This is a genomic window from Streptomyces sp. NPDC018029, from assembly GCF_044327655.1.
In the GTDB taxonomy this organism is placed as follows: domain Bacteria; phylum Actinomycetota; class Actinomycetes; order Streptomycetales; family Streptomycetaceae; genus Streptomyces.
Map to the genome: position 1 here is coordinate 184799 of NZ_JBIRFV010000003.1, position 26145 is coordinate 210943.

Below are 26145 nucleotides of genomic sequence, written 5' to 3' on the forward strand. Positions count from 1 at the left end.
GCCTGACGTGCGCCTACTCTCACGAGCATGACGGACTCGCAGGCCATCGCAGCGCCCCTCGGCACGAACCCGACCGCCCCGGCCCCCGCAGGCGCGCGCACCGCCGCCGACGTGGTCACGCCCGAGCTGATCGCCCAGCTCACCCGTGACGTCATCGGTTCGGGGCGTACGGCCAACCACACGCCGCTCACCGGCGAGAAGCTGGCCGACCTGCCCGAGTCCACCCCCGCGGACGTGGCCACCGCCTTCGAGCGGGCCCGCACCGCCCAGATCGCCTGGGCCAGGACCCCCGTGAAGCAGCGCGCCGCCGTCCTGCTGCGCTTCCACGACCTGGTGCTCCAGCGCCAGGCCGAGGTCCTGGACCTCATTCAGCTGGAGACCGGCAAGTCCCGGCTGCACGCGCACGAGGAGATCCAGGCCGTCGCGGTCGCCGCCCGGCACTACGGCCGCAAGGCCCCCTCGTATCTGAGCCCGAAGCGGCACACCGGCGTCGTCCCGACCCTCACCAAGGTCACCGAGAACCGCCAGCCGCGCGGCGTCGTCGGTCAGATCGCCCCCTGGAACTACCCGTTCGAGCTCTCCATCGGCGACGCGCTGCCCGCTCTCGTCGCGGGCAACGCCCTCGTGATGAAGCCCGACACGGAGACCTGCCTGACCGCCCTGTGGGCCCGCGACCTCATCATCGAGGCCGGCCTGCCGTCGGAGGTCTTCCAGGTCGTCCTCGGCGAGGGCCCTGTCATCGGCCCCGAGGTCGTCAAGCACGCCGACTACGTCTCCTTCACCGGCTCCACCCGCACCGGACGCGAGGTCGCGCAGGGCGCCGCCGCACGCCTGGTCGGCGTCTCGCTCGAACTCGGCGGCAAGAACGCCATGCTGGTGCTGCACGACGCCGACATCGACAAGGCGGCGTCGGGCGCGCTGCGCGCCTGCTTCTCCTCCGCGGGCCAGCTGTGCATCTCCATCGAGCGGCTGTACGTCCACGAGTCGATCGCGGACGAGTTCGTGGCGCGCTTCGCGGAGCGTACGAAGGCGATGCGGCTCGGCAAGTCCCTCGCGTACGGCGCAGACATGGGCTCTCTCGCCGGCGAGCGGCAGCTGGAGACCGTGACCCGGCACGTCGAGGAGGCCGTCGCCAAGGGCGCCACGCTCGTCGCGGGCGGCGTGGCGCGCCCGGACATCGGCCCCTACTTCTTCGAGCCGACGATCCTGGACGGCGTCGAGGCCCCGATGGCGGTCTGCACCGAGGAGACCTTCGGCCCGGTCGTCTCCATCTACCGCTTCACGGACGAGAACGAGGCGGTCGAGCTCGCCAACGCCACGCCGTACGGCCTGAACTCCTCGGTCTGGACGAAGGACGGCGCCCGCGGCCGCAAGGTCGCCGCCCGCCTGCGCACCGGCACGGTCAACGTCAACGAGGGCTACGCGCCCGCCTACGGCAGCGTGCAGTCCCCGATGGGCGGCATGAAGGACTCCGGTCTCGGCCGCCGACACGGCTCCGAGGGCATCCTCAAGTACACCGAGGCGCAGACCGTCGCCACCCAGCGGATCATGCCGCTCGCCCCGTCGTTCGGTCTTGACGACGAGAAGTACGCGGCGTTCATGACCGCGAGCCTCAAGGTCATGAAGGCGTTCCGCCTCCGATAGTGCGCTAGTTCTCAACGAGGAGAGTCGATGTCACAGGAGAGCTCTGCCCAAAACCAGGTGGGCGATGACGCGTACGACTACGACGTGATCGTCGTGGGCAGCGGTTTCGGCGGCGCGGTGTCCGCGCTGCGGTTGACGGAGAAAGGTTACTGCGTCGGCGTACTGGAGGCGGGCCGCCGCTTCACGCGCGCGACGCTGCCCAAGAACTCCTGGGACCTGAAGAACTACCTGTGGGCCCCCGCGCTCGGCCTCTTCGGCATCCAGCGCATCCACCTGCTCGGCAATGTGATGGTCCTCGCGGGCGCCGGGGTCGGCGGCGGCTCGCTGAACTACGCCAACACCCTCTACGTACCACCCGAGCCGTTCTTCAAGGACGCGCAGTGGAAGGACATCACGGACTGGCAGGACGAACTGCACCCTTACTACGAGCAGGCCAAGCGCATGCTCGGGGTGCGGCTCAACCCGACGACGACGCCCTCGGACGTCCATCTGAAGGCCGCCGCCCGGGAGATGGGGGTCGGCGACAGCTTCCACATGGCGCCCGTCGGCGTCTTCTTCGGTGACGAGAACGACGCGGACGGTCGTTCAACGACCCGTCCCGGCACGGAAGTTCCCGATCCCTACTTCGGTGGCGCCGGCCCCTCCCGCAGGGCCTGCACCGAATGCGGCGAGTGCATGACGGGCTGCCGGCACGGCGCGAAGAACACCCTCAACGAGAACTACCTCTACCTGGCGGAGAAGGCCGGCGCGGTCGTCCACCCGATGACGTCGGTCGTCGCCGTCACCGAGGACTCGCGGGGCGGTTTCGCCGTCGCCACCCTGCCCACCGACGACAAGCGCAAGGGCCGGGGCCGGACGTTCCGGGCACGCAAGGTGGTCATCGCCGCCGGGACGTACGGGACGCAGACCCTCCTGCACCGCATGAAGGACACCGGCCTGCTGCCGCACATATCGAAGCGGCTCGGCACGCTCACCCGCACCAACTCCGAAGCGCTGGTCGGCGCCCAGACCACCGACCGCCGCTACCGCAAGCGCCACGGCGCCGAGAAGGTCGACTTCACCAAGGGCGTCGCGATCACCTCGTCGATCCACCCGAACGCCAACACCCACATCGAGCCCGTCCGCTACGGCAAGAAGTCCAACGCCATGGGCAGCCTGACGGTGCTCCAGGTCCCGTACAGCGTCAAGGGCGGCAAGGCCCGGGTCGCGGGATGGCTCGGCAACGTCGCCCGCCACCCCTCGCTCCTCGTCCGCTCCCTCTCCAACCGCCGCTGGTCGGAGCGGACCATCATCGGCCTGGTCATGCAGTCGCTCGACAACTCCCTGACCACGTACCGCAAGGAAAAGGGCATCGGGAAGGGGTTGCTCACCGCCCGCCAGGGCCACGGCGCGCCCAACCCCGACCAGATACCCGAGGCCACCCGGGCGGCGACGATCCTCTCCAAGGAGATCAACGGCTTCGCGGGCTCCAACATCGGCGAGCTCATGGGCACCCCGCTGACCGCGCACTTCCTCGGCGGCTGCCCGATCGGCGACTCACCGGAAACGGGCGTCATCGACCCCTACCACCGGCTCTACGGACACCCCGGCATCTCGGTCGTCGACGGCGCCGCGGTCTCCGCGAACCTCGGGGTGAACCCGTCCCTGACGATCACCGCGCAGGCCGAGCGCGCGATGTCGTTCTGGCCCAACAAGGGCGGCGAGGACCCGCGTCCGGCGCAGGGCGAGCGGTACGTGCGGCTCGCCGCCGTCGAACCGAAGACCCCGGCGGTCCCGGCGGACGCCTTCGGCGCGCTGAAGCTGCCGTTCCTCGGGATGCCGGCGGTGCCGCCCAAGTCCGAGGACTGAGCGGCACCGGGCTTCGGATACACGTAAGGACCTGCGCCCCCCTCCGAGCGCAGGTCCTTCCGCGTGATCAGGTGCCGCGTTACGCGGCGGTGTCGGCCTTGCGGCGACGCACGGTGAACACCGCGCCCGCCCCGGCGACGACGGCGATCCCGCCCACGAGGGCGACAGTCGGCAGCATCGAGCTGGAGCCGGTCTCGGCGAGGCTGCCCGTGTCGCCGGTGGTGTTGGCGCTCGGGAGCTCCTTGGCTGCGCCCTGCGGCGACTTTTCGGCGGTCGGCGTCGGCGTCGGCTTGCTCGGGGTGTGGGTGGCCTCGCCGGGCGTCTCGTCGGTGCTGCCCGCCTTGACGACCGTCAGCGGCTGGTACGCGTCCGAGTTGTGCGTGCAGTTCTCCTCGGTGTCGAGGTACCCGCCGAGGCCGACCGCGTAGCCGTCACCGGATGGGGCCTTGGCGTCGATGTCGACCCGCAGCTTGATGTCGACCTGCTCGTCGGGGCCGAGGTCGGTGACGTCGAAGGCGAGGCCGCCGTTCACATCGCCGTCGATCGTCTTCCAGTCGCCGCTCTCGGCGTCGAAGTACTGCAGGTCGGCGTGGCTGCCCAGCCGGTCCTCGTCGTCCTTGCCGTACGAGAAGTCGTTGACGGCCGCGATCCACTTGACCTCACCGAGCTCCTCGTCGCTGGAGTTGGTGAGCGACAGCTCGAACCGGTGCCAGCCGCTGCCCTTGACGATCTTCTTGGGCAGGCCGACGAGGTCGACCTCCAGTTCGGAGTCGGGGTCGACGCCGTTCTCGTCGACCGGGCAGTCGACCGGCTCCTCCGCGTCCCCGTCCTCCAGCTCCTCGTCGAGGTCCTCGTCGAGGTCCTCGTCCTTGATGTCGTCGAGGACGTCGTCACTCTTCGAGGGCTTCGGGGACTTCGCGGGCTGGGCGGTCTTTCCGGGCTTCGCGGGCGGCGTGGAGGTCGGCTTGCCCTCCGGCTCGTCCGTGTCCTTGTCCGTGTCCTCGTCCGGCGCGGGCGGCGTGGAGGTGGGCGTGCCCGAGGGCGTCCCGGACGGCGTGGGCGTCCCGGAGGGCGTCGTGGCCGACGTCGCGGAGCCGGCCTCTTCGGTCGCGAAGGAGGCCGGGGCCGAGAGCAGCGCGAGCGGGGCCAGGGCAGCCGTAGCGGCCGCGGCAGCCATGGCACGACGAAGCTTCATGAAGACCTCAGGAAGTCCGGCGTGCTGCCTGGTGGGGCAGCACGGAGGTGGAGGCGTCCGAGGTGGGGACGCGGGTGTGGCCGTTGTTACTGCATGCATGACCTGCGATCCCTGTGAATGGTTGTCCCCGAACTGACGGAATTCTTATGTGGGGTGGATCACAGCGCTTGTGCTGTCGTGAAGGGGTGCCGTAGAACTGCCCCCGCTCCAGAGGCGTATGGGTGCCGAAGGGGCAACGGCAGCAAGGGGAGGGGACAGGGTGGCCATACCCGACGAGGTGTGGGAGAGATTCGAGAACGACAGCGAGCGGGACATCCGCTCGTCCGCACCGAAGGAGCCGTCCGCGCGGGCCCGCATGGTGGCCGAAAGGCTGCGGCGCCTCGACGAGGAGGCCGCGCGCCAACGGGTCGAGGAGGCGGGGCGGTTCCGCCGCAGGCGCGCGAAGCGCGAGGCCGCGAGCGAGCGGTGGCGGCCGGACGACTGGCGGGCGGCGCCGACGGGTCCGCGGCGCAGTCCACGGTCCGAGCGCAGCCGCAGGGTGTGGAGCGTGGTGATCGTCATCGGCGGCATGGCCCTCGCGATCGTCCTGCTCAGCCCGTTCCGCTTCTGGCTCTGGGGCTGGTGACGGCGGCGCGCGGAACCGGAATGGATCTTCCCCCGTCGTAGAAGTGCAAGCAGTACTGAGTTGGCAGCAACAAGCAAGCAGTACCAAGCAGGAAAGCCTTCGGGGGAAACAGAACGTGAAGTCAGCTGTGTCGCGTGTCGTGGTGACCGTCTCGGTCGTGGCGGCCCTCGGAGCGAGCGCCGCGTGCAGCGGCAGCGGTGACGATGACGCCAAGAAGCCGGCGAAGCCGCGTGCCAGTGCGGGTGCCGTGCTGGAGAAGGCGGCCCTCGCCGCGGGGGACGTCAAGGGCTACAAGGTCGAGACGCCCAAGAAGTCCGAGGAGGCCAAGGGGCCCGACGGCGGGAAGCGGTTGCCCGCGGAGTGCGCCCCGCTCGCGGCGATGCTCGGTTCCGGTCTTGGTTCCGGCCCTGCCTCCGGCTCCGGCTCTGGCTCTGGCTCTGGTTCCGGCTCTGGTTCCGGTTCCGGTGGTTCGGTGAAGGCGAAGGCTTACGTCGACCGGGTCCTGACCTCGACCGACGACGCGGACTACACGACGACGCGCGTCGAGCTGGCCTCCTCCACCGAGGCCGATGCCAAGCGGGCGATGACGGACCTGCGCACGGCGTCGAAGTCCGAGAAGTGCGCCGCCTTCCGCATCGGCGAGCAGCGCTACCTCGGCGTCAAGGCGCTGCCGGCCCCGGAGGGCGGTGGCGATGAGGTCGTTTCGTACAAAATCGCCCATCGCACGGGTGAGTTCATGGTGCGGGACAGCGTCACCGTCGCGCGCAGCGGCTCGACGCTCGCGGTCTTCGACGCGTCGAACCTGTACGACCCGGAGAGCGTCCAGAGGGACAAGGACGCCGCGAAGGACGGCGAGGACGGCGCCGGGGCGCCCACGGCGGACGAGGACCCGAAGGTGGACCCCGCGATCGTCGAGGCGCAGCTCGGCAAGCTCTGACCTGGCCTGACGAGCTCCGACCTAACTCACACGCGCCGCGTACAACCTTTTCGGCGGTTTCCGATCGTTACGGAAAACGCTGGTGACAGGCGCGCCTTTACCGCTTTCATGTCGCCTCGGCGCGGGCCGTCGCCCGCGCCGCGAAACTGAAGGCAGGAAACGCAAAAGTGAAGTCATCTGTGTCTCGGGCCGTCATGGCCGCGTCCGTCACGGTCGCGCTGGGCCTGACCGCAGCCTGTGGCAGCGACAACGGCAACGGCGCCAGCGGCGACAACGGCAAGAAGTCGTCGGAGAAGCCCGCCGCGGTCAAGCCGGCAGCGAAGAAGCCGGCCGTGCTGACCACCGCCGACCTGAACAAGGCGGCACTCGTCAAGGGCGACCTCAAGGGCTACAAGGTCGAGAAGATGTCCGCGGCGGACATGCCCGCGCAGACCGTGCCCGCGGACCCGGCCGCTTGCCAGCCGCTCGCCAACATGTTCATGTTCGCCGGCCGGCCGGCGGCGGAAGCCCGCATCGGCCGGAACGTGACCAGCAAGAACGAGATGGACGCCACCGTCATCTCGTTCGCGCTGCTCGCGCACGAGCAGGGCGACGCGGAGAAGGTCATGGACGGCCTGCGGACGGCCACGAAGAAGTGCACCTCGTACGAGCACGCGGGCTCCAAGTACCGCGACGTCGCGGCCCTGACCGCCCCGAAGGCGGGCGACGACGCCGTCTCGTACAAGGTCGTGGGCGACATCGAGGGCCAGAAGACACCGATGAGCTTCACCGTCGTCCGCAGCGGGTCGACGGTCGCGGCCTTCTACTCGATCAACCTGCTCAAGCCGAAGAAGTTCGGTGTGCCGACGGAGATCGTCGAGGCGCAGGTGAACAAGTTGGAGAAGGCGAGCAAGTAGCTCAAGCAGCTCAAGTAGATCGGGCAGATCGAGCAGCTCAAGCAGATCGGGCAGAGGGCGGAGCGAAGGGCCCCGCGGGACGGATCCGCGGGGCCCTTGGCCGTCGGCACCGACGTCAGGGCTGCGTCGGGGCCTCGGAGCGGCGCCGGGGGGAGTGCGCCGCTTGGTCTAGGTGCCAGTGGCCGACCCGGCGCACGAGGGGCGCGCACGTGGTATCGACCAATGGCAATGAAGCTGTGGACGGGGGCTTGCGCGGTCCGCCCTTCTACGCATCGTGCTGGAAGTGCTGTTGGCTGCGCAACCGTTTCGGCCCACTTCTCTATGGAGAGGGCCGGGATCCTGGGAGGGCGTTGGGGACAGCGTTCAGGACGGCATCGGACGGCATTCAGGACGGCGTCGGGGACGGAGGCCGGCCGGCTCCGGGCGTCCCCGGAACCGACCGTTCTCTTGGGTGACCGGGCTGCTGTCCCCTGCCGTCCGGTCACATCACTGGAGTGAGGTCCCACGGCGCGAGGACGCAATCCTCACGCCTCATCGCTCCAGCGGAGCCACGCGTGGTTCTTACGGGCCCGCACCTGGCTGACACGGACACCGGGACCAACGAAGCCCGCCCGGAACCGGTCACGCGCCGTACGGGTGAGAACGGACCCGAACTCGTGCGCGGGGCGGCACCGCGGGGTCAGACACGGCCCCGGCACAGTTCGAGGAGCGTCATCGCGAGCGCCGTGCCGGGCTTGCCGAGGGCGTCCCTGTAGTGGCCGAGGATCTCCATCTCGCGGGAGAGGTTCACGCGGCGGCCGCCGGAGGTGATGCGTGCTTCCTGGATGACGGCCGAGACGGCCATGCGTTCCTGTACGAGGCCGATGATCCGGTCGTCGAGCGCGTCGATCCGCTCCCGGGCGTTCTCGATCACGCCGGCGGCCTCGGGGGTGCGGGCGCCGGTCTTGTCGGCGGTGGTGGTGGCGGTGGCAGCGGTGGCGGTCATCTGGGGCTCCTTGTCGGAAGAGGTGAGGTGCCCCGGAGCGGCAGGACCCGCGTACGACAGAGCGCCCCGGGCCTTGTCGGCCCGGGGCGCCCGGTAAGTCGCTTGTCAGTGGATCAAGCAGCTCGACCATGGCAGCCGGCAGGCCGGGTGCCATAGGTAAAGAGGAAGCTGAGGTGCTTGGTCACGGGCTCAGTATGCCCCCACGCGCGCGTGCCGGGTCAATCGGGACCCGCGTACGGCTCGGATGCTGAGACGCCCGTCCACGCTCCGACGTTCCGTGCGGCCGGAAGCCTCCGGTATGCGGTCGGTGCCTCCGGTGCGGGCCCCGTCGGATACGACGAAGCGGTCGCGCCGAGCCCGTTAGAATTGACAAACACAGACCCCCTGCTCACGCACGAGCCTCTGCTCACGCACCGCTCAAGCTCAACGCCGGAAGGCCGCCGCCGTGCCATCAGCGTCCCCCGCTGCCGCCGCTCCCGACACCGTTCTGGTCGTCGACTTCGGAGCGCAGTACGCCCAGCTCATCGCCCGTCGCGTCCGTGAGGCCCGCGTCTACAGCGAGATCGTGCCGAGCACGATGCCCGTCTCCGAGATGCTCGCCAAGAAGCCCGCCGCCATAATCCTGTCCGGCGGCCCCTCGTCGGTCTACGCGGAGAACGCGCCGGTCGTCGACCGTCAGCTCTTCGAGGCCGGCGTCCCCGTCTTCGGCATGTGCTACGGCTTCCAGCTGATGGCCACCACCCTCGGCGGCACGGTCGACAACACGGGCGCCCGTGAGTACGGCCGGACGCCGCTGGCCGTCTCCAAGGCCGGCTCCACCCTCTTCGAGGGCACCCCCACCGAGCAGTCCGTGTGGATGTCGCACGGTGACGCGTGCAGCGCCGCGCCCGAGGGCTTCACGGTCACCGCGTCCACGGACGTCGTGCCGGTCGCCGCCTTCGAGGACGACGAGAAGAAGCTGTACGGCGTGCAGTACCACCCCGAGGTGATGCACTCCACGCACGGCCAGCAGGTCCTCGAGCACTTCCTCTACCGCGGCGCCGGCCTCAAGCCGAACTGGACGACCGGCAACGTCATCGACGAGCAGGTCGCCGCGATCCGTGAGCAGGTCGGCACCAAGCGTGCGATCTGCGGCCTCTCCGGCGGCGTGGACTCCGCGGTCGCCGCGGCTCTCGTGCAGAAGGCCATCGGCTCGCAGCTGACCTGTGTGTACGTCGACCACGGCCTGATGCGCAAGGGCGAGACCGAGCAGGTCGAGAAGGACTTCGTCGCCGCGACCGGCGTCAAGCTGAAGGTCGTCGACGCTCAGGAGCGGTTCCTGAACGCCCTCGCCGGGGTCAGCGACCCCGAGGAGAAGCGGAAGATCATCGGGCGCGAGTTCATCCGCGTCTTCGAGCAGGCCCAGGCGGAGATCGTCGCCGAGGCCCCGGGCGACCAGCCCGTGGAGTTCCTGGTCCAGGGCACCCTCTACCCCGACGTGGTCGAGTCCGGTGGCGGCAGCGGCACCGCGAACATCAAGTCCCACCACAACGTGGGCGGGCTCCCCGAGGACCTCGAGTTCAAGCTCATCGAGCCGCTGCGCAAGCTGTTCAAGGACGAGGTCCGGATGGTCGGCGCCGAGCTCGGCCTGCCGGACGAGATCGTCCAGCGCCAGCCCTTCCCTGGCCCCGGCCTTGGCATCCGCATCGTCGGCGAGGTCACCAAGGACCGCCTCGACCTGCTGCGCGAGGCCGACGCCATCGCCCGCGAGGAGCTGACGGCGGCCGGTCTGGACCGCGAGATCTGGCAGTGCCCCGTGGTGCTGCTCGCGGACGTCCGCAGCGTCGGCGTCCAGGGCGACGGCCGCACCTACGGCCACCCGATCGTCCTGCGCCCCGTCTCGTCCGAGGACGCCATGACGGCCGACTGGACCCGCATGCCGTACGACGTCCTCGCGAAGATCTCGACCCGCATCACGAACGAGGTCGCCGATGTGAACCGCGTCGTCCTCGACGTGACGTCGAAGCCGCCGGGGACCATTGAGTGGGAGTGACCCCCGCGGTCGACCTTCCCACGCCTTGCTGAGCGCCGGTGCCGCCCTTTCGTCCACATCACGGAGGGGCGGCACCGGCGTTCTCACGTCCGGCGCGTGGTGCGCACCCCGGCGCCCGGCTTCCACAGCTGCACCGCCAGGTACTTCTCGTCCTCGATGAAGGTCCGCACGACCTCCGTCAGCTCGGTGCGGAAGAGGTGGAAGGCGTCCGGGTCCGGCGGATTCACCGCGTCCGTGTACCGCGCGACGGTCGCCGGGTCCCGCACCTCCACCGCCCGCCCCGCGATACGGACGTCGCCGCCCGCCATCTCCGTGCCCGCCCCCGGGTTCGCCTGCAGCGCGAAGCGTGGATCGCGGCGCAGGTCGAGCGCCTTGAGGGAGTTCGGCATCATGCCGAGCCACAGCTCCCCGTTGAGGAAGCGGACTTCCAGCCCGGTCGTGCGCGGCGACCCGTCCTTGCGGAGCGTCGCGAGAACGTGGTGCGTGAACGCGCCGAACCGCTTCTCGACGGTCGCGGCGAGATCCGGCTCTGCGGTGGCGAAGGCTTCCCAATTGCACGTCATACGTCGAGTCTGCCGCCGATACCCGACATCTCCTGTCGCCTTTTACCGCCCCTCCGAACGTGCCGCACCTCGCACCCTTGATCGCGTCGCACCCCTGTCCTCCTGTGCTTCCCGCCGGTAACTTCCGCCCCGTACGACCACGGATGGAGGACACATGCAGGCGCCCACACCGATACCCGTCGAACGGTTGCAGTTCGCGATGCCGCCCGTCCACGAGTCCGTGACGGACGAACGCCGGCACCGCAAGGAGAGGCTCGCCGGCGCGCTGCGGATCTTCGGACGGTTCGGGTACGAGGACGGGGTCTCCGGCCACATCACCGCGCGCGACCCGGAACACACCGACTGCTTCTGGGTGAACCCCTTCGGCATGCCCTTCAAGCACATCACCGTCGGCGACCTCGTCCTCGTCAACGCCGAGGGGCAGGTGGTCGAGGGGCGCCATCACGTCAACCAGGCCGCGTTCACCGTCCACGCCCAGGCCCACCTGGCGCGGCCCGACGTGGTCGCCGTCGCCCACTGCCACTCGCTGCACGGCCGCGCGCTCTCCACCCTCGGCGAGCTCCTGGACCCGATCACCCAGGAGGCCTGCGCCTTCTACGAGAACCACGCGCTGTACGACGGCTACACCGGTGTCGTCGTCGACGCCGAGGAGGGCCGCAGGATCGCGACCGCTCTCGGCGACCACAAGGCGGTCATCCTGCGCAACCACGGTCTGCTCACCGTCGGGGACTCCGTCGACGCCGCCGCCTGGTGGTTCATCTCCATGGAACGCTCCTGCCAGGTCCAGCTGAGCGCGCGGGCCGCCGGCCGGCCGGTGCTGATCGGCCACAAGCAGGCGGTGCAGACCCGCGAGCAGCTCGGCAGCGATCTGGTCGCGTGGATCAACTACCAGTCCCTGTGGCAGGACATCAGCCGCAGCGAACCGGACCTGCTGGCCTGACCCGGCCGTCAACGCCGGTCCGGGCCGTTCACCCCCGCTGACCTGACCCCGGCAGTGCGTTCGCCCTTCAGTGCGGCACAATTCGCTTGCTCTGTAAGGAAGTTCGCATGGGGCCCCAGGGGCTTCGAGGGTGGGGAAGGCGGCGTACGCGGTGGCAGTGCAGGAGGCGGGGCAGGGCGCGCACGGGGGTGGCTGCACATGCGGCGGCTGCCCGCACGGGGCGCGCGAGGGGCACCGAAGAGCCGTGGCCGCGTTCCTCGCCAAGCGGGACGAACTCGCCTCCGGGCAGGGGCTGCCGGCGGCCGTCGCCCACTCGGCGGGCGCCTCACGGCAGTGGGTGTCGGACGAGCTGACGCAGTCCGCGCACACCGTCGCCGAGCGCGGCAGGGCCGAGGGCGAGGCCTGGCTGCGACGGCTCTGGACGCGCACGCTCGGCGTCGTCTGGATCTCCTTCGGCGTGCTGCTCCTCGTCCAGGCGCTCACCGCGATCGGCGCCGGCTGGTCGGACGCGCGGACGGCCGGGCTCCTCGCGGCCCTCGTCGTGGGCGGGCTGCTGACCGGCGCGGCGTACACCCACCGGGCGCGCGGCGGGATCCTCGCGCCGGTGATCGGCGAGGACAACCGGCTCTCCACCTCGCGTGCCGTGGCCGCCGCCTGGGTGGTCCTCGTCGTCTTCGCCGTGCTCGTCCTCGCCGGCGAACTGGCCGCTGCCTCGGACCACCGGCAGCGCGACGAACTGATCGCCGGTCTCGACCTGGCCCGCGCCGCCGGAACGGTGACCGTCCTCGCCGTGGTGTGCGCGGTCGCCGTCCTGGTACGCAGGGTCGTCGGCCTGCGTGTGCTCGGCCAGCGCCTGCAGAAGGTGCGCGCGGACCGGCCGCGGGCCGCCGACCCGCTCACCGACGACGAGGGGCGCGGCAGCTTCAGCGACGCCCAGTACGTCCTGGTCAACGCCGTCGCCGTGGTCTTCGCCGCCGTACGCCTCGCGCGGCGGCCCGAGCAGCTGCCCGACCTGCCGTGGGGTCTCGCCCTGCTCGTGCTGGTGTCGGCCGCGACGTATCTGGCGGGGAAGTACTCCGAGGGGGGCCGTCCCGTGATCCTCTCCGTCGTCCGCGCCCGGGAGGCCGGTGACCTCGACGCGCCCATCCGCACGGGCGACGACATCGAGATCCGCGGCGCCGGCTTCGTCCCGCCCGGCGCCGGGGACGCGGACCGCCTCGCCCGCACGGTCGTCCGCATCGGCGCCGTGCACGTCCACGTGCCGCTCGTGCCCGTGCCGGGCGGCTTCACCAACCCGACCGACGCCACGCTGACCGTGCCCGTCCCCGTCGACGTCGAACCCGGCCGCGTCGACGTCCAGGTCGTCACGGCCGCGGGCGTCGAGACGAACCGCGTCACGATCGACGTCACCGACTGAACCACCTCTGCCTCCCCCCTCTCCGGATCACCCGGACCTGTCTCGTGGAATCCGCCGCACATGGGTGAGCAGCGGCGCCTCTTCGTACGTATCGTCGGAAGACGGGACCACGCGAGAGGCGGCGGAGTGCCATGGCGCACGGCATGCGTACGAACAGCCACACCCACCACGTCGGGCAAGACGACTGGCGGGACTCCGCCACCCGCTACGCCCTGCTCCCCCTCCGGATCTTCCTGGGCGTCACCTTCATCTACGCCGGCCTGGACAAGCTCACCGACAGCGCCTTCATGCAGGCGAGCGGCGCAGGCTCGATCGGCGCCCAGATGGAGGGCGTCCGGGACATCTCCGCGATCCCCCCGCTCGTCGACCTCTCCCTCAAAAGCCCCGTCGGCTTCGGTTACGCCATCGCCCTGGGCGAACTGGCCGTCGGCATCGGCACACTCATCGGCCTGTTCGCCCGGGTCGCGGCGCTCGGCGGAGCATTCATCTCGCTGAGCCTCTGGCTGACCGTCAGCTGGCAAGAGACGCCCTACTACTACGGCAACGACCTGGCGTACCTGATGGCGTGGCTGCCACTGGTGCTCGCCGGAGCCGCGGTCTTCTCCATCGACGCCCGGCGCGCCGCCCGCCGCCGCGGGAACGCCCCGGGGCCCGGCCAGAACCCGTCCGACGCCGCATGGGCCGAGCCAGGGCAGGACCGAGGCGAAGGCCGACCAGTGCCCTAATCGTGTTGACCACCTCCAGCAGCCAGTGCTGGAGTCGGCACGTGGACAGCATCCCCGCCAACCGGCGGCTCTGGAACCAGATCAGCAGCGCCTACCAGCACAAGCACGACCCCCGAATCGGCGCCACACCCCGGCTGTGGGGCATGTACTCCATTCCCGACGCCCACCTGCACGCCCTGGGCGACGTCACCGGCAAGCGCGTCCTCGAACTCGGCTGCGGCGCCGGCCAGTGGTCCAGGGCACTCGCCGCCGAGGGCGCCACCGTGGTCGGGCTCGACCTGTCCGAAGCCCAACTCGCCGCCGCCTCCCGCGGGATGGGAGCGCCCCGCTACCCGCTGGTGCAAGGCGCCGCCGAACAACTCCCTTTCGCCGCCGACAGCTTCGACCTGGTGTTCTGTGACTTCGGTGGGCTCAGCTGGGCGCCCCCGCACCTGGCCGTCCCGGAGGCCGCACGCATCCTTGGCCGAGGCGGGCGCCTGGTGTTCAACGTCGCCAGCCCATGGTTCGAAGCGTGCTACGACGAAGCCGCCGGCCGCGTGACCACGACGCTGCAGAAGGACTACTTCGGCCTGGACGCCATCGCCGAAGACGACGGAGCGATCAGCTATCAGCTCACCTACGGCGACTGGGTCAAGGTCCTGCGCGGCGCGGGTCTCATCATCGACGACCTCATCGAACCGCGGCCCGCACTCGGAACACCCAACGGCTACAACGAGACCGACCCACCCGACTGGGCACACCGCTGGCCGGCGGAACTGCTCTGGGTGACCCACAAACCGTAGGTTCCGCCGAGCCGAGCCGAGCCGAGCCGAGCGGAGCTGAGCCGAGCGGAGCCGAGCGGAGCCGAGCCGAGCGGAGCCGAGCGGAGCCGCGTTGAGCCGAGCCGTGAAGGCATCCCCTCCCCGGACAGGCCCTAGTCCTGCCGCTGGCCCTTCGCGCCCCGGGAGCGGCCGACCGGGCGGGCCGCTCCCCTCGGACGTATCCCGTGGATCGCCGCCGTCACGCCCGCGAGGAGCAGACCGGCCATCACGAGCGGCAGCGCGACGAACCAGGGCGCGTCCCAGGCACCGCCCGCGTCGCCCGCGTACACGACGGCGACCAACAGCAGGAAGAGGCCTGCCACCAGCTTTCCGGGGTGGAATTCATGACGTAGCACGGATCACCTTCGCTTGTCCGACGCCGACTTCGAGGCGCAGATCTATCGTGCCGCCGTCCTTGCTGCCCGCAGGCGGCTCCAGCGTCACCTTCTTCTCCCGACCCGGAGCGATGTCCAGGTCCTTGCCCTTGTCGTCCGGCAACACGATGTCGCCGACGCCCACTTCCGCGTCGAGCCGCACGGTGGCGTCCTTCGGCACGATCACCCGGAGGTCGCCCGCACCGACCTCGGCGCCGGTCTCGAGCGTCTTCCCCTTGCCTACGTCGATCCTGCTCAGATCTAGCGTGCCTCTGCCGAGCCCCACCTCGTACTGCGGCCGGACGTCCGCCACGGCCGTGGGTATCCAGTCCGTGCGGGTGTAGTGCGTCGTGATGTTCTTCGGCAGGGCAGCCGATGCCGCGAGGAGCCCTGCGGTGAGCACCGCCAGCACGATCGATCCCGCGCCGGTGCGCCCGAGGAAGGCGCTGACCGCGATACCGAGGCCGAACACCGCCAGCGCGCACGTGAGACCGGTCTGCAACGTCGTGCCGAGCGGTTGGTCCTCCCAGGTCAGGCCGGTGCCGAGGCCGCCGGCGAGCAGGGCGAGGAGGAACACCGAGCCGCCGATCCAGCGGGGCCCGCTGGGCTGCGGCGCCGGGTCGGCCGCAGCTGTCTCCTTGCGGGGCATACCGCGGTGGCCCGTCGGCTGATAGCCGATGTCGATGCCTTCCGGACCCCAGAAGTACCCCGAGATCCCGTCGTACGTCCCGTCCTTGACTATCGGGTCGCGCCACCAGGAAGGGCCTCCGGCGACGGGCGGTGCCTTCGCCTCGGGCGGGGCGTCCGCCGCCGCCTGCGCCGCCGGATCGGTGTCGAGGGTGTCGCGCTGCTGCGACCAGTACCCCGCGCCCGCGAGGAGCAGGGTCAGGACGGCGGCGAAGGTGAGCGCCCCACCGTTGTTCAACAGGGTGAGGAAGACGCCGCAGCCGACCAGGGCGAAGAGCACCGCGGTCAGCGCCTGGCCGTCGACCCGGCCGGAGAGGAGCCTGCGCGCCTCGTTCTCCTCCTCGTCCTCGTACGGCACGAAGAGCCAGGCGAAGCCGTAGAAGACCAGGCCGAGGCCGCTGGTTATGGCCAGGACGGCGAGGCCGATGCGGAAGATCACCGGATCCATGTCGCAGTGCCGACCGAGCCCGGCGCACACGCCGCCGAGCTTCTTCTGCCGACGGTCGCGGCGGAAGGTCCGCTCCTCCGCGGGCAGGCCCGGCGCGTGACCGCCCGCGGGACCGTCCGGCTCGCCGTGCGCGGTGCGCAGGGCATCGCGCACGGCGGCCTCGGTCTCCGTCTCGGCGGGCTGCTGATCTCTCATGCGTCCATGGTGACTGCCGCAGGCCTGCCGCGGCAGTCGGGACGACCCTGGCCGAACCCTGATATCGCCCCTGAGACGCCTCGGGTCCCGCCCCTGACAGGGGCGGGGCAGGGGCCGAGATCAGGGAAGTCTCGGGGGTCGACCCTGATGCTCGTACCCGAGCCCGCGTGTGAGGATCGATGACATGCCGGAAGCCGCTGCCCCGCCCATCGAGGACGTCCGACCGCTGCGCAAGCTCTATCGCAGCGGTGACGGCCGGTGGCTCGGTGGCGTCGCGCGCGGCCTGGCCGGACACCTCGGGCTGCCCGTGATCTGGGTCCGGCTGGTCTTCGTCGGCCTGTTCACCGCGGACGGCCTGGGCGCGCTGCTCTATGCGGCGTTCTGGTTCTTCGTCCCGCTCGGTGTGGGCGGCGTCGACTCCGAGCGGCCGCCCGCGGCCGTCACCTCCGAGACCGCGCCGGACGGCCGCCGAAGACTCGTGGCCCGCAAGCCCGACAAGGGGCAGCTCGTCGCGCTCCTCGCGATGGTCGTCGTCGCCATGGTCTTCGTCGGCAATGTGGACCTGGACGGCTCGACCAAGGCCTATGTCGTCCCGACCCTGCTCGTCGCCGCCGGTGTCGCCCTGGTCTGGCGGCAGGCCGACAACGCCCGCCGGGCGCGCTGGATGGCCGTCGGCCGTCGCAGGCGCACCCTCACCATCGCCCGGTCGGCGGCCGGCGTGCTCCTGGTCGGCGCCGGCGTCTCCGGCATCTTCGTGCTGCAGGGCTCCGCCGCGCATCTCGGCGCCGTGCTGCAGGCCTCGCTCGCCGTGCTCGTCGGCATCGCGCTGCTCGCCGGCCCCTATCTCGTCCGCATGATGCAGGACCTCTCCGAGGAGCGGCTGATGCGCATCCGCGCCCAGGAGAGAGCCGAGGTCGCCGCCCATGTCCACGACTCCGTGCTGCACACCCTCACCCTGATCCAGCGCAACGCGGAGAGCGCCGGCGAGGTCCGCCGGCTCGCCCGCGCCCAGGAGCGGGAGCTGCGGGCCTGGCTCTACAACCCCGAGGGCAGCGGCAAGGACGAGGACGAGGAGCCCGACACCCTCGCCGAGGCGGTCCGCCGCAGCGCCGCCGAGGTCGAGGACAAGCACGGCGTCCCCATCGAGGTCGTCATAGTGGGCGACTGCCCGCTCGACGAGCCGCTGACCGCACAGATGCAGGCCGCGAGGGAAGCGATGGTCAACGCCGCCAAGTACGGTGGCGAGGGCGGCGCGGTGCAGGTCTTCGCCGAAGTCGAGGAGGAGACGGTGTTCGTGTCCGTCCGGGACCGCGGTCCGGGCTTCGATCTGGATTCCGTGCCGGACGACCGCATGGGCGTACGAGAATCGATCATCGGCCGCATGCAGCGCAACGGCGGCACGGCGCGGCTGCGCGCGGTGCCCGGCGGCGGCACGGAAGTCGAGCTGGAGATGGAGAGGACGGCGACGACATGAGCGACGCGACCGGGGCGAGCGAGCCCACGGAGCCGACCGGGACGGACGAGGGCGGCGGTGCGGGCGGGCGTCGCGTGCGAGTCGTCCTGGTCGACGACCACCGGATGTTCCGTACGGGAGTGCAGGCGGAGATCGGCCGGACCGACATCACCGGCGTCGAGGTCGTCGGCGAGGCCGCCGACGTCGACCAGGCGGTCACGGTCATCACGGCCACCCGGCCGGAGGTCGTCCTGCTGGACGTGCACCTGCCGGGCGGCGGTGGCTTGGAAGTCCTGCGCCGCTGCTCGCCGTTGATGGCCGACGCGGAGAGCCCGGTGCGCTTCCTCGCGCTGTCGGTCTCCGACGCCGCTGAGGACGTCATCGGTGTCATCCGGGGCGGTGCCCGCGGGTATGTCACCAAGACCATCACCGGCACCGACCTGGTGGACTCCATCTTCCGGGTGCAGGACGGGGACGCGGTGTTCTCGCCGCGCCTCGCCGGGTTCGTCCTGGACGCCTTCGCCTCGACGGACGCGCCCCCGATCGACGAGGACCTGGACCGCCTCACACAGCGCGAGCGGGAGGTCCTGCGCCTCATCGCCCGCGGGTACGCGTACAAGGAGATCGCCAAGCAGCTCTACATCTCCGTGAAGACCGTCGAGTCGCACGTCTCGGCCGTCCTGCGGAAGCTGCAGCTGTCCAACCGCCATGAGCTGACCCGGTGGGCGACGGCGCGGCGGCTGGTCTGACCGGACGAAGGCGCGCGGGGAGTCGGCTCACGCCACGCGCGTGGCTCCTGCGAACGGCATCTGGTCGATGGGTGCGAGCCGCACCGGGGCGCTCGGATTCGGGGCGTGGATCATCTGGCCGTTGCCGACGTAGAGGCCGACGTGGCTGATGCCGGAGTAGAAGAACACCAGGTCGCCGGGGCGTAGTTCGGAGCGGGAGACGCGCTTGCCCGAGTCGATCTGGGCGTACGTGGTGCGGGGCAGCGCGACACCCGCCGAGCGGTACGCGGCCTGGGTGAGCCCCGAGCAGTCGAACGCGTTCGGGCCGGTGGCGCCCCAGACGTAGGGGCTGCCGATCGCCTTGTACGCGTAGGAGACGGCGGTCGCGGCGCGGGCGTTGGGGGCCTTGGCGGCGCCCAGGGAGGCGTCACGGGTGTCCGAGCGGGAGGCGCGGTCGTCCTCTTCCCGGCCGGCGAGCTCCGCGCGCTGCTCAGCGGTGAGCCGGGACAGCAGCCGCTTCGCCTCGCCGAGCTTCCTGGTGATCGTCTTCTTGTGCTTGTCCAGCTCCGCCTGGCGTGCGCGGAGGGCGGTCAGCCGGTCGTCGGCCGCGCCGCGCAGCCGGTCCATCTCCCGGAGCTGCTTCCGCACATCGCGGACGGCGAGGGCCTGGCGGCTGCCGGCCCGGTCGGCGCGTGCCGCGCGGTCCAGGAACTGTTCCGGGTCGGAGGAGAGCGCGAGCTGCACGGAGGGGTCGATTCCGCCTGCGCGGTACTGCGCGGCGGCGTACGAACCGAGGCTGTTGCGGGCGGTGTTGAGCTTCTCCGTCTTGCGGGCCGCCGTGTCGCGCAGCTCGCGGAGCGCTTTCTCGGCCTTCTCGGCCTTCTCCTTCGCGCCGTTGTACTTCTCGGTGGCTGTCTCCGCCTCGCGGTAGAGCGCGTCGACCTTGGACTTCACCTCGGCGGGGCCGAGCCGGGGGTCCGCGTGCCCCGTGCCGTCCAGGGCGGTCGCCGACGCGGCTCCGGCGAGGGCGAGGGTTGCGGCGGTGCGGGCCGTGCTGCCGCTGAGCGAGCGCTGTCTGGGCTTGCGGTGCGCTGCCACGAAGTGGGGCTCCTTACGTGTCCGGCGGCGGCCCGCACAGGGGGACGGGCCGCCGCCGGTTTTCTCGGCGGTGGCGACCGACAGCCGTCCCGGGTTCGGACGGCGGTTGGGGAGCCGGTCACCTGGTGGAGGACGCTAAACCCGACCGTCACGGGTTGGTGAGGGAGTGCGCGCAACTGGCGGAAGTGGGCGGACAGTGACCGACAACGACCGTGCCGTTCGCGGGACGGCGGCTGCTTGGTGCGCGGCCGTGACCGATGGCTCGTTTCCGGCTTGCCCGGCCGGAGTGTGGTGCTATGGGGGCGCCTGCCACGCCCGGCCCGAGGCCCGGCTAGGCTCCGGCCTCATGGACCTACTCATCCATCTCTTCGTCGGCCTGCACATCATCGGCATCGCCTCGCTCCTGGGCGGCTTCCTGACCCAGATGAAGCAGATGAGCCAGGGCACCGCGCGCTTCAGCCCCGGCATGCTGCACGGCGCGTTGATCATGCTCGTCACTGGTGTGGTCCTGGTGGGCCTCAACCAGGCGGACGACAACACGGTCAACAACGTCAAGATCGGCATCAAGCTGGCCCTGCTGATCGTGATCCTCGCGCTGGTCTATGTGAAGCGGGACGAGGAGAAGGTCGACAAGGGCATGTTCGGTGCGGTCGGCCTGCTGACCACGGCGAACATCTTCATCGCGGTGCTGTGGACCTGAGTTTTCACGCCTCACGCGCGCGTGGCCCGCATCCGGGGAGGATGCGGGCCACGCGCGCGTGAGGGTGTGTCGGCCTCAAGAGCGTGCTTCGTCCTTATGCGGGGCGCACCACGCTGTGGATCGGCATGTAGTAGATCGACTCGACGCGGACGTTCGCGCCCGGCTTCGGGGCGTGGATCATCTTGCCGTTGCCGATGTAGATCCCCACGTGACTGATGTCGTCGTAGAAGAACACCAGGTCACCCGGCTTGGCGTCGGAGGTCTTCACGGTCGTGCCGACCTTCACCTGGTCCCAGGTGGTGCGCGGCAGGGAGATTCCCGCGGCCTTCCAGGCGTCCTGCGTGAGTCCGGAGCAGTCGTAGGAGTCGGGGCCGGTGGCGCCCCAGACGTACGGCTTGCCGATCTGGGCCTCCGCGAAATCGATGACCTTCGCGGCCTTGGTGGCGTAGCTGCCGTCGGTGCTTCCGGAGCCGGAGCCGGTGCCTGTGCCGGTGCCGGAGCCTGAGTCCGAACCCGAACCCGAGCCCGCGTCGGAACCGGAGCCGGAGCCGGAACCAGAGCCCTGGTCGGCCCCCCGCTCCTTCTCCCGCTGCGCCGCCTCCTCGGCCTTCCGCTCGCGCTCCGCCTCCGCGGCCTGTTCGCGGGCCAGCTTCTCGGCCTTGCGCTTGGCCTCCTGCTTCTTCTTCCGCTCGATCTCCGCGAGCCGCGCCTTCTCCTCGGCGGTCAGCTTCGAGAGGAGCTCACGCGCGTCACCCAGCTTCTTCTGGACGGTCCGCTTGCTCGTCCTGAGGTCGTCCCGCGACTCGCTCAGCGTCTTGAGGCTCTTCGCGGCCTTCGTGCGCTGCTCGGTCGCCGACGCCTGCTGCGCCTGGTAGTCGTCGACCGCCTTTTTCTGGCGCGTGGTCAGCCGGTCCGCCAGGTGGTTCTGGTCGAAGTAGCCCTGCGGGTCGTCGGCGAGCATCATTGTGGCCGTCTCCGAGACGGCGCCGGTGCGGTACTGGGCTGCGGCGAAGGAGCCGAGCTCCTTGCGTGCGTCGTTCAGCTCGTCCGTGCGTTCGGCCACGTCGTCGAGCAGGCGGTCGACCTTCTTGCGCTGCTTGTCGGTGCGCTCCTTGGCCGAGTTGTACTTCTGGGTGGCCACGCCGGCCTGCTGGTAGAGCTCGTCGACCTTCTTCTGGATCTCTTCGAGGCTGGGCTTCGCCGGCGCGGAGGGCGCCGCCTGCGCGCTCTGTGCCAGGAGGGCGACGGAGGTGAGGGCCGCCGTCGTGATGCCGAGGGCGGGGGCCGTGCGTATGCCGGCTGAACGGGTCCGCGGCTTGCGGTGCGACGCCAAGGGAGGCGACTCCTTCCGTAGACCGCCTACCGGGTTAGCTGTCGGGTTCGGGCGGGTGGTTCGGAAGGCTGCCCTACAGTCCCGTACTTCGTACGGGACCGATTCACCCCAAGGTTCTGGTGGGTCCCCGGCTCCGAACACGTCGGACTCGGCGGAGGCCACCCGTTCCCGGCGGGGTTCGCCGGTGGAGGGCGAGTGGCCCGCCGGGCACGCTAGCCAACCCGTGAGGCCCCTGTGAAGGTTGATGTTCGATATGCCCGATACATTTTCGTGACTTTACGAGGCCCTTGACGCGGACGCGGCTGAGGCGGCGCGAGGCGTAGCGGAGCGTGATCATGTGCGGGCGCGCAGTAGGTGGGCCGGGGTGTGTCCGGAACCGCAGCGGGTTGTCAGTGGGGCCGCCTAGACTCGGGAAGCGATGAGCAGCCTCTTTGATGACAGCTTCCTGGCGGACCTGCAGCCCTCCCGGGCCGCGGACGAAGCGCCCCCGCCGCCGCCCGAGGACAGCGCTCCGGAGCCCATTCCGGACGATTTGTTCGACGGGAAGTTCGACGCGCCCATGACCCGGGAGTCGCACTACCGCGACGGCGCCCCGCGCCCGGTCATCGACCCGGCGTCGCTCCTCGACGGGCTGAACGAGAACCAGCGCGCGGCCGTCGTGCACGCCGGCTCCCCCCTGCTCATCGTGGCCGGCGCCGGTTCCGGCAAGACCCGTGTGCTGACCCACCGCATCGCGTACCTCCTCGCCGAGCGCGGCGTGCACCCGGGCCAGATCCTCGCGATCACCTTCACGAACAAGGCCGCGGGCGAGATGAAGGAGCGCGTCGAGCAGCTCGTCGGCCCCCGGGCGAACGCGATGTGGGTCTCCACCTTCCACAGCGCCTGCGTCCGCATCCTGCGCCGCGAGTACAAGAAGCTGGGCTTCACCTCCTCCTTCTCGATCTACGACGCCGCGGACTCCAAGCGCCTCATGGCCCTGGTCTGCCGCGACCTGGATCTCGACCCGAAGAAGTTCCCGCCGAAGTCCTTCAGCGCCAAGATCTCGAACCTGAAGAACGAGCTGATCGACGAGGAGGACTTCGCCGGACAGGCCGCCGACGGCTTCGAGAAGACCCTCGCCCAGGCCTACGCGATGTACCAGTCACGCCTCCGCGAGGCGAACGCGCTGGACTTCGACGACCTGATCATGACGACGGTCCACCTGCTGCGCGCCTTCCCGGACGTCGCCGAGCACTACAGGCGCCGCTTCCGGCACGTCATGGTCGACGAGTACCAGGACACCAACCACGCGCAGTACGCCCTGGTGCGCGAGCTCGTCGGCCCCTCCGGAGGCGAGGAGGACGACCCGGCCGAGCTGTGCGTCGTGGGTGACGCGGACCAGTCGATCTACGCCTTCCGCGGCGCCACCATCCGCAACATCCTCCAGTTCGAGGAGGACTACACCGACGCGACGACGATCCTCCTGGAGCAGAACTACCGCTCCACGCAGACGATCCTCACCGCCGCGAACGCGGTCATCGAGCGGAACGAGAGCCGCCGCCCCAAGAACCTCTGGACCAACCAGGGCGCGGGCGCCCGCATCACGGGATACGTCGCCGACACCGAGCACGACGAGGCCCAGTTCGTCGCCGACGAGATCGACCGCCTCACCGACGCAGGCGAGGCCAAGGCCGGCGACGTCGCGATCTTCTACCGGACGAACGCCCAGTCCCGTGTCTTCGAAGAGATCTTCATCCGCGTCGGCCTGCCCTACAAGGTCGTCGGCGGCGTCCGCTTCTACGAGCGCAAGGAGGTCCGCGATGTGCTGGCCTACCTGCGCGTCCTCGCCAACCCCGAGGACGCGGTCCCGCTGCGCCGCATTCTGAACGTACCGAAGAGGGGCATCGGCGACCGCGCCGAAGCCATGATCGACGCGCTCTCGCAGCGCGAGAAGATCTCCTTCCCGCAGGCCCTGCGCCGCGTCGACGAGGCGTACGGAATGGCGGCCCGCTCCACCAACGCCGTCAAGCGTTTCAACACGCTCATGGAGGAGCTGCGGACCATCGTCGAGTCCGGCGCGGGCCCGGCCGTCGTCCTGGAAGCCGTCCTCGAACGGACCGGCTACCTCGCCGAGTTGCAGGCCTCGACCGACCCGCAGGACGAGACGCGCATCGAGAACCTCCAGGAGCTCGCGGCCGTGGCGCTGGAGTTCGAGCAGGACAACAGCGCGGCTGCCGAGGGCGAGGAGGGGGCCGCCCCCGCCGGCACGCTCTCCGACTTCCTGGAGCGCGTCGCCCTGGTCGCCGACTCCGACCAGATCCCCGACGAGGAGGACGACGGCTCCGGAGTCATCACGCTCATGACCCTGCACACCGCCAAGGGCCTCGAATTCCCCGTGGTGTTCCTGACCGGCATGGAGGACGGCGTCTTCCCGCACATGCGCGCCCTCGGGCAGGTCAAGGAGCTGGAAGAGGAGCGCCGCCTCGCGTACGTGGGCATCACGCGCGCGCGTGAGCGGCTCTATCTGACGCGGTCCTCGATGCGCAGCGCCTGGGGCCAGCCGTCGTACAACCCTCCGTCGCGTTTCCTCGAGGAGATCCCGGACACGCACCTGGACTGGAAGCGGACCGGCTCGGTGGGTGCGCCCGTGTCGTCCGGGCCCGCCGCGGGGATCGCCTCGTCGCTGTCCTCCTCGCGCTCGCGTTCCGGCGGGGCGCAGGGCTTCGCCACGCGCCGCGCGTCGGAGAAGCCGGTGGTGTCGCTCGCCGTCGGCGACCGGGTCACGCACGACCAGTTCGGCCTCGGGACCGTGGTCGGGGTGAAGGGGACGGGTGCGAACGCCGAGGCGACGGTGGACTTCGGAGAGCCCAAGCCGAAGCGCCTGCTGCTGAGGTACGCGCCGGTGGAAAAGCTCTGACGCCTGGGGCGGCGGCCGGAGAGTGACCCCGGGGGTTACGTCGGGTCGAGGCCGTGGCTGCGCAGCCACGGCAGCGGGTCGATCGCCGAGCCGCCGCCGGGCCGCACCTCGAAGTGCAGGTGCGGTCCTGTGGAGTTGCCGGAGTTCCCGGAGAAGGCGATGGGCTCGCCCGCCTTCACGGGACCGCTGGAGATCTTGTGCGTGGAGAGGTGGCAGTACCACGTCTCCGTGCCGTCCTTGGCGGTGACGATCGCCATGTTGCCGTAGGCGCTGTTCCACTTCGTCGACACGGTGCCGTCGGTCGCGGCGAGGACCTCCGTGCCGTACGACACCGGGAAGTCGATGCCGGAGTGCGCGGACATCCAGTTGACGCCCGCCTGGCCGTAGTAGGCGCTCAGCCCGTGCTGCTTGACCGGCAGGGCGAACTTGGGGCGCAGCCGCTCCTTGCGCGCCGCCTCGGCTGCCGCCTTCTTCTGGGCGGCCACCTTCTCGGCCTTGAGGTCGATGCGTTCCTGCGTGCGGCTCGCGCGGTCCGCGAAGTCGCCGGCGTCGGCGGAGAGGTTCGCCAGCTGGGTGTCCAGCTTGTTGTTGGCGGCGGAGGGCTGCACGGGCGCGGCGTCCGGAGCCGATGCCGCCGTTTCCTTCTTCTCGTCGTCCGCGCCGAAGTTGCCCACGGAGGCGGCGGCCACACCGGCGACGCCCATCACGCAGGCCGAGGGCACCGCGACGGTGAACAGGGCGGAGCGCTTGGCGGGGGTCCGTCGGCGGGTCCTGGAGCGGCCGCCGTCGCCGCCGCTCTTTCCGCGGGTGGCGCGGGACGTGCGGGGAGCGGCGCTCCGGGAGTCCGCGGCGGCCGGTTCGGGATCGGTGGTCCCGTACGCGGCGTCGGTGTCGGCGTCGAGCTCGTACTGGTGGGGGTCGGGCTGCTCGGCCTCGTGCGGCGGGGCCGCGTCGTGCGGGTCGTATGCGCTCGTGTCGAAGGTCTGCGTGTCCCACTCGCCGGGCTGCGGCGTCTGGTCCCAGGCGGGGGTGTCCCACTGGCCCGTGGAGTCGGGGCCCGGCTGCGAGGGGATGTCGGCGAGCTGCTGGTAGCCACCGGTCGACCACATGGAGGCGGTGTCGTAGCTGCCGGTGTCGTACGTGTCGGCGTAGTACTGCGCGGCGTACGGGTCCTGGGCGAGCGTCGTCCGCTGCGGCGGGGCCGTGGTGGCCGCGGTGGCCGCGGTGGTCGCCCACTGGCCCGTGTCGTGGCCGGTGTCGGCGCCGGTGCCGGGCATGTCACCGAAGAGCGGATCGGTGGCGAAAGTACCGGTGTCGAAGCTTCCGGTCTCGAAGCTTCCGGTGTCGAAACCGGTGGTGGCGAAGCTGCCGGTGGAGTAGGTGTCGTAGCCGTACCCGCCGTGCTGGGCGCTCTGTTGGTCGTACGTCGTGTAGTGCGGTTGGTCGGCGCCGGGTGCCGAGGACGGGGGAGTCGAGCTCCCCGACGGGTGACGGTCGTTCACCAACTTCTCTTTCGCCTCGGCAGCAGGGGCAGAGCAGTGCGGCGACTGTACCCGGCGGTATACGGGCGCGACAATCTTCGGCAGGTTTCACGGTTTCAGGAAACGGGCATTCGGCCGTCTTTCG

At 70.5% G+C, this 26145-nt stretch carries 22 protein-coding genes and 1 riboswitch; of the genes, 14 read left to right on the forward strand and 8 right to left on the reverse strand.

What is annotated here, in order from left to right; translation table 11 throughout:
• Window positions 1-27: 27 nt before the first annotated feature.
• Both ACH4D5_RS09475 and ACH4D5_RS09480 read left to right on the forward strand, forming a co-directional pair.
• A complete protein-coding gene (locus ACH4D5_RS09475; RefSeq protein WP_398300279.1) occupies window positions 28-1644 on the forward strand; it encodes a succinic semialdehyde dehydrogenase in 1617 nt (538 codons plus the stop codon).
• 27 nt (window positions 1645-1671) lie between these two features.
• Window positions 1672-3492, forward strand: coding sequence for a GMC oxidoreductase (locus ACH4D5_RS09480; protein ID WP_398300280.1), 1821 nt, complete (start codon window positions 1672-1674; stop codon window positions 3490-3492).
• Window positions 3493-3571: 79 nt separating this feature from the next.
• Here the strand turns inward: ACH4D5_RS09480 and ACH4D5_RS09485 are convergent, their stop codons facing one another.
• Window positions 3572-4687, reverse strand: a complete 1116-nt coding sequence (locus ACH4D5_RS09485; RefSeq protein WP_398300281.1) for an LAETG motif-containing sortase-dependent surface protein — start codon at window positions 4685-4687, stop codon at window positions 3572-3574.
• Window positions 4688-4946: 259 nt separating this feature from the next.
• On the opposite strand from ACH4D5_RS09485, the gene ACH4D5_RS09490 reads away from it, so the two are divergent.
• The 3 genes from ACH4D5_RS09490 to ACH4D5_RS09500 all read left to right on the forward strand — a co-directional run bounded on the left by ACH4D5_RS09490 (window position 4947) and on the right by ACH4D5_RS09500 (window position 7145).
• Window positions 4947-5312, forward strand: coding sequence for a hypothetical protein (locus tag ACH4D5_RS09490; protein WP_398300282.1), 366 nt, complete (start codon window positions 4947-4949; stop codon window positions 5310-5312).
• A gap of 115 nt (window positions 5313-5427) precedes the next feature.
• Window positions 5428-6249, forward strand: coding sequence for a hypothetical protein (locus ACH4D5_RS09495; RefSeq protein WP_398300283.1), 822 nt, complete (start codon window positions 5428-5430; stop codon window positions 6247-6249).
• Between the two features lie 167 nt (window positions 6250-6416).
• Window positions 6417-7145, forward strand: a complete 729-nt coding sequence (locus ACH4D5_RS09500; protein WP_398300285.1) for a hypothetical protein — start codon at window positions 6417-6419, stop codon at window positions 7143-7145.
• Window positions 7146-7824: 679 nt separating this feature from the next.
• Here the strand turns inward: ACH4D5_RS09500 and ACH4D5_RS09505 are convergent.
• Window positions 7825-8130 (reverse strand): chorismate mutase, encoded by a 306-nt coding sequence (locus ACH4D5_RS09505; RefSeq protein ID WP_398300287.1) that lies wholly within the window; start codon window positions 8128-8130, stop codon window positions 7825-7827.
• Between the two features lie 445 nt (window positions 8131-8575).
• Here ACH4D5_RS09505 and guaA point away from each other — a divergent pair, with 445 nt between their 5' ends.
• Entirely contained in the window at window positions 8576-10162 is a 1587-nt protein-coding gene (guaA, locus tag ACH4D5_RS09510; RefSeq protein WP_398300289.1) for a glutamine-hydrolyzing GMP synthase, read from the forward strand.
• An 83-nt stretch (window positions 10163-10245) separates the two neighbouring features.
• Here guaA and ACH4D5_RS09515 read toward each other — a convergent pair whose 3' ends face one another.
• Window positions 10246-10725, reverse strand: a complete 480-nt coding sequence (locus ACH4D5_RS09515) for a pyridoxamine 5'-phosphate oxidase family protein (protein ID WP_398300291.1) — start codon at window positions 10723-10725, stop codon at window positions 10246-10248.
• 154 nt (window positions 10726-10879) lie between these two features.
• On the opposite strand from ACH4D5_RS09515, the gene ACH4D5_RS09520 reads away from it, so the two are divergent.
• The 4 genes from ACH4D5_RS09520 (at window position 10880) to ACH4D5_RS09535 (ending at window position 14589) form a co-directional block, all read left to right on the forward strand.
• Window positions 10880-11665, forward strand: a complete 786-nt coding sequence (locus ACH4D5_RS09520) for a class II aldolase/adducin family protein (RefSeq protein WP_398300293.1) — start codon at window positions 10880-10882, stop codon at window positions 11663-11665.
• A 151-nt stretch (window positions 11666-11816) separates the two neighbouring features.
• Window positions 11817-13082: a hypothetical protein gene (locus ACH4D5_RS09525; RefSeq protein ID WP_398300294.1), complete on the forward strand. Its 1266-nt coding sequence runs from the start codon at window positions 11817-11819 to the stop codon at window positions 13080-13082.
• A 131-nt stretch (window positions 13083-13213) separates the two neighbouring features.
• Window positions 13214-13807, forward strand: a complete 594-nt coding sequence (locus ACH4D5_RS09530) for a DoxX family protein (RefSeq protein WP_398300296.1) — start codon at window positions 13214-13216, stop codon at window positions 13805-13807.
• A gap of 41 nt (window positions 13808-13848) precedes the next feature.
• Complete coding sequence (locus ACH4D5_RS09535; protein ID WP_398300298.1) at window positions 13849-14589, forward strand: class I SAM-dependent methyltransferase; 741 nt, start codon at window positions 13849-13851, stop codon at window positions 14587-14589.
• 131 nt (window positions 14590-14720) lie between these two features.
• Here the strand turns inward: ACH4D5_RS09535 and ACH4D5_RS09540 are convergent, their stop codons facing one another.
• Both ACH4D5_RS09540 and ACH4D5_RS09545 read right to left on the reverse strand, forming a co-directional pair.
• Window positions 14721-14963, reverse strand: coding sequence for a hypothetical protein (locus tag ACH4D5_RS09540; RefSeq protein ID WP_398300300.1), 243 nt, complete (start codon window positions 14961-14963; stop codon window positions 14721-14723).
• Window positions 14950-16311, reverse strand: a complete 1362-nt coding sequence (locus ACH4D5_RS09545; RefSeq protein WP_398300302.1) for a PspC domain-containing protein — start codon at window positions 16309-16311, stop codon at window positions 14950-14952. Before ACH4D5_RS09545 ends, ACH4D5_RS09540 begins: the two co-directional genes overlap by 14 nt.
• Before the next feature lie 184 nt (window positions 16312-16495).
• On the opposite strand from ACH4D5_RS09545, the gene ACH4D5_RS09550 reads away from it, so the two are divergent.
• Window positions 16496-17785 (forward strand): PspC domain-containing protein, encoded by a 1290-nt coding sequence (locus ACH4D5_RS09550; protein WP_398300304.1) that lies wholly within the window; start codon window positions 16496-16498, stop codon window positions 17783-17785.
• Window positions 17782-18513 carry a LuxR C-terminal-related transcriptional regulator gene (locus ACH4D5_RS09555; protein ID WP_398300306.1) on the forward strand — a complete coding sequence of 244 codons (732 nt, stop codon included), beginning with the start codon at window positions 17782-17784 and terminating at the stop codon, window positions 18511-18513. The genes ACH4D5_RS09550 and ACH4D5_RS09555 overlap by 4 nt, the downstream gene beginning before the upstream one ends.
• Before the next feature lie 27 nt (window positions 18514-18540).
• Here the strand turns inward: ACH4D5_RS09555 and ACH4D5_RS09560 are convergent, their stop codons facing one another.
• On the reverse strand, window positions 18541-19590 hold the full coding sequence (locus ACH4D5_RS09560; RefSeq protein WP_398300308.1) for an NlpC/P60 family protein: 1050 nt from the start codon (window positions 19588-19590) through the stop codon (window positions 18541-18543).
• 346 nt (window positions 19591-19936) lie between these two features.
• On the opposite strand from ACH4D5_RS09560, the gene ACH4D5_RS09565 reads away from it, so the two are divergent.
• A complete protein-coding gene (locus ACH4D5_RS09565) occupies window positions 19937-20290 on the forward strand; it encodes a hypothetical protein (RefSeq protein ID WP_398300310.1) in 354 nt (117 codons plus the stop codon).
• A gap of 94 nt (window positions 20291-20384) precedes the next feature.
• On the opposite strand, the gene ACH4D5_RS09570 is transcribed toward ACH4D5_RS09565, so the two are convergent.
• A complete protein-coding gene (locus tag ACH4D5_RS09570; RefSeq protein ID WP_398300312.1) occupies window positions 20385-21623 on the reverse strand; it encodes an NlpC/P60 family protein in 1239 nt (412 codons plus the stop codon).
• 7 nt (window positions 21624-21630) lie between these two features.
• A riboswitch (cyclic di-AMP (ydaO/yuaA leader) is annotated at window positions 21631-21787 on the reverse strand.
• Between the two features lie 254 nt (window positions 21788-22041).
• Here ACH4D5_RS09570 and pcrA point away from each other — a divergent pair.
• On the forward strand, window positions 22042-24519 hold the full coding sequence (gene pcrA, locus ACH4D5_RS09575; RefSeq protein ID WP_398300314.1) for a DNA helicase PcrA: 2478 nt from the start codon (window positions 22042-22044) through the stop codon (window positions 24517-24519).
• Window positions 24520-24554: 35 nt separating this feature from the next.
• Here the strand turns inward: pcrA and ACH4D5_RS09580 are convergent, their stop codons facing one another.
• Complete coding sequence (locus ACH4D5_RS09580) at window positions 24555-26021, reverse strand: peptidoglycan DD-metalloendopeptidase family protein (protein WP_398300315.1); 1467 nt, start codon at window positions 26019-26021, stop codon at window positions 24555-24557.
• Window positions 26022-26145: the final 124 nt, after the last annotated feature.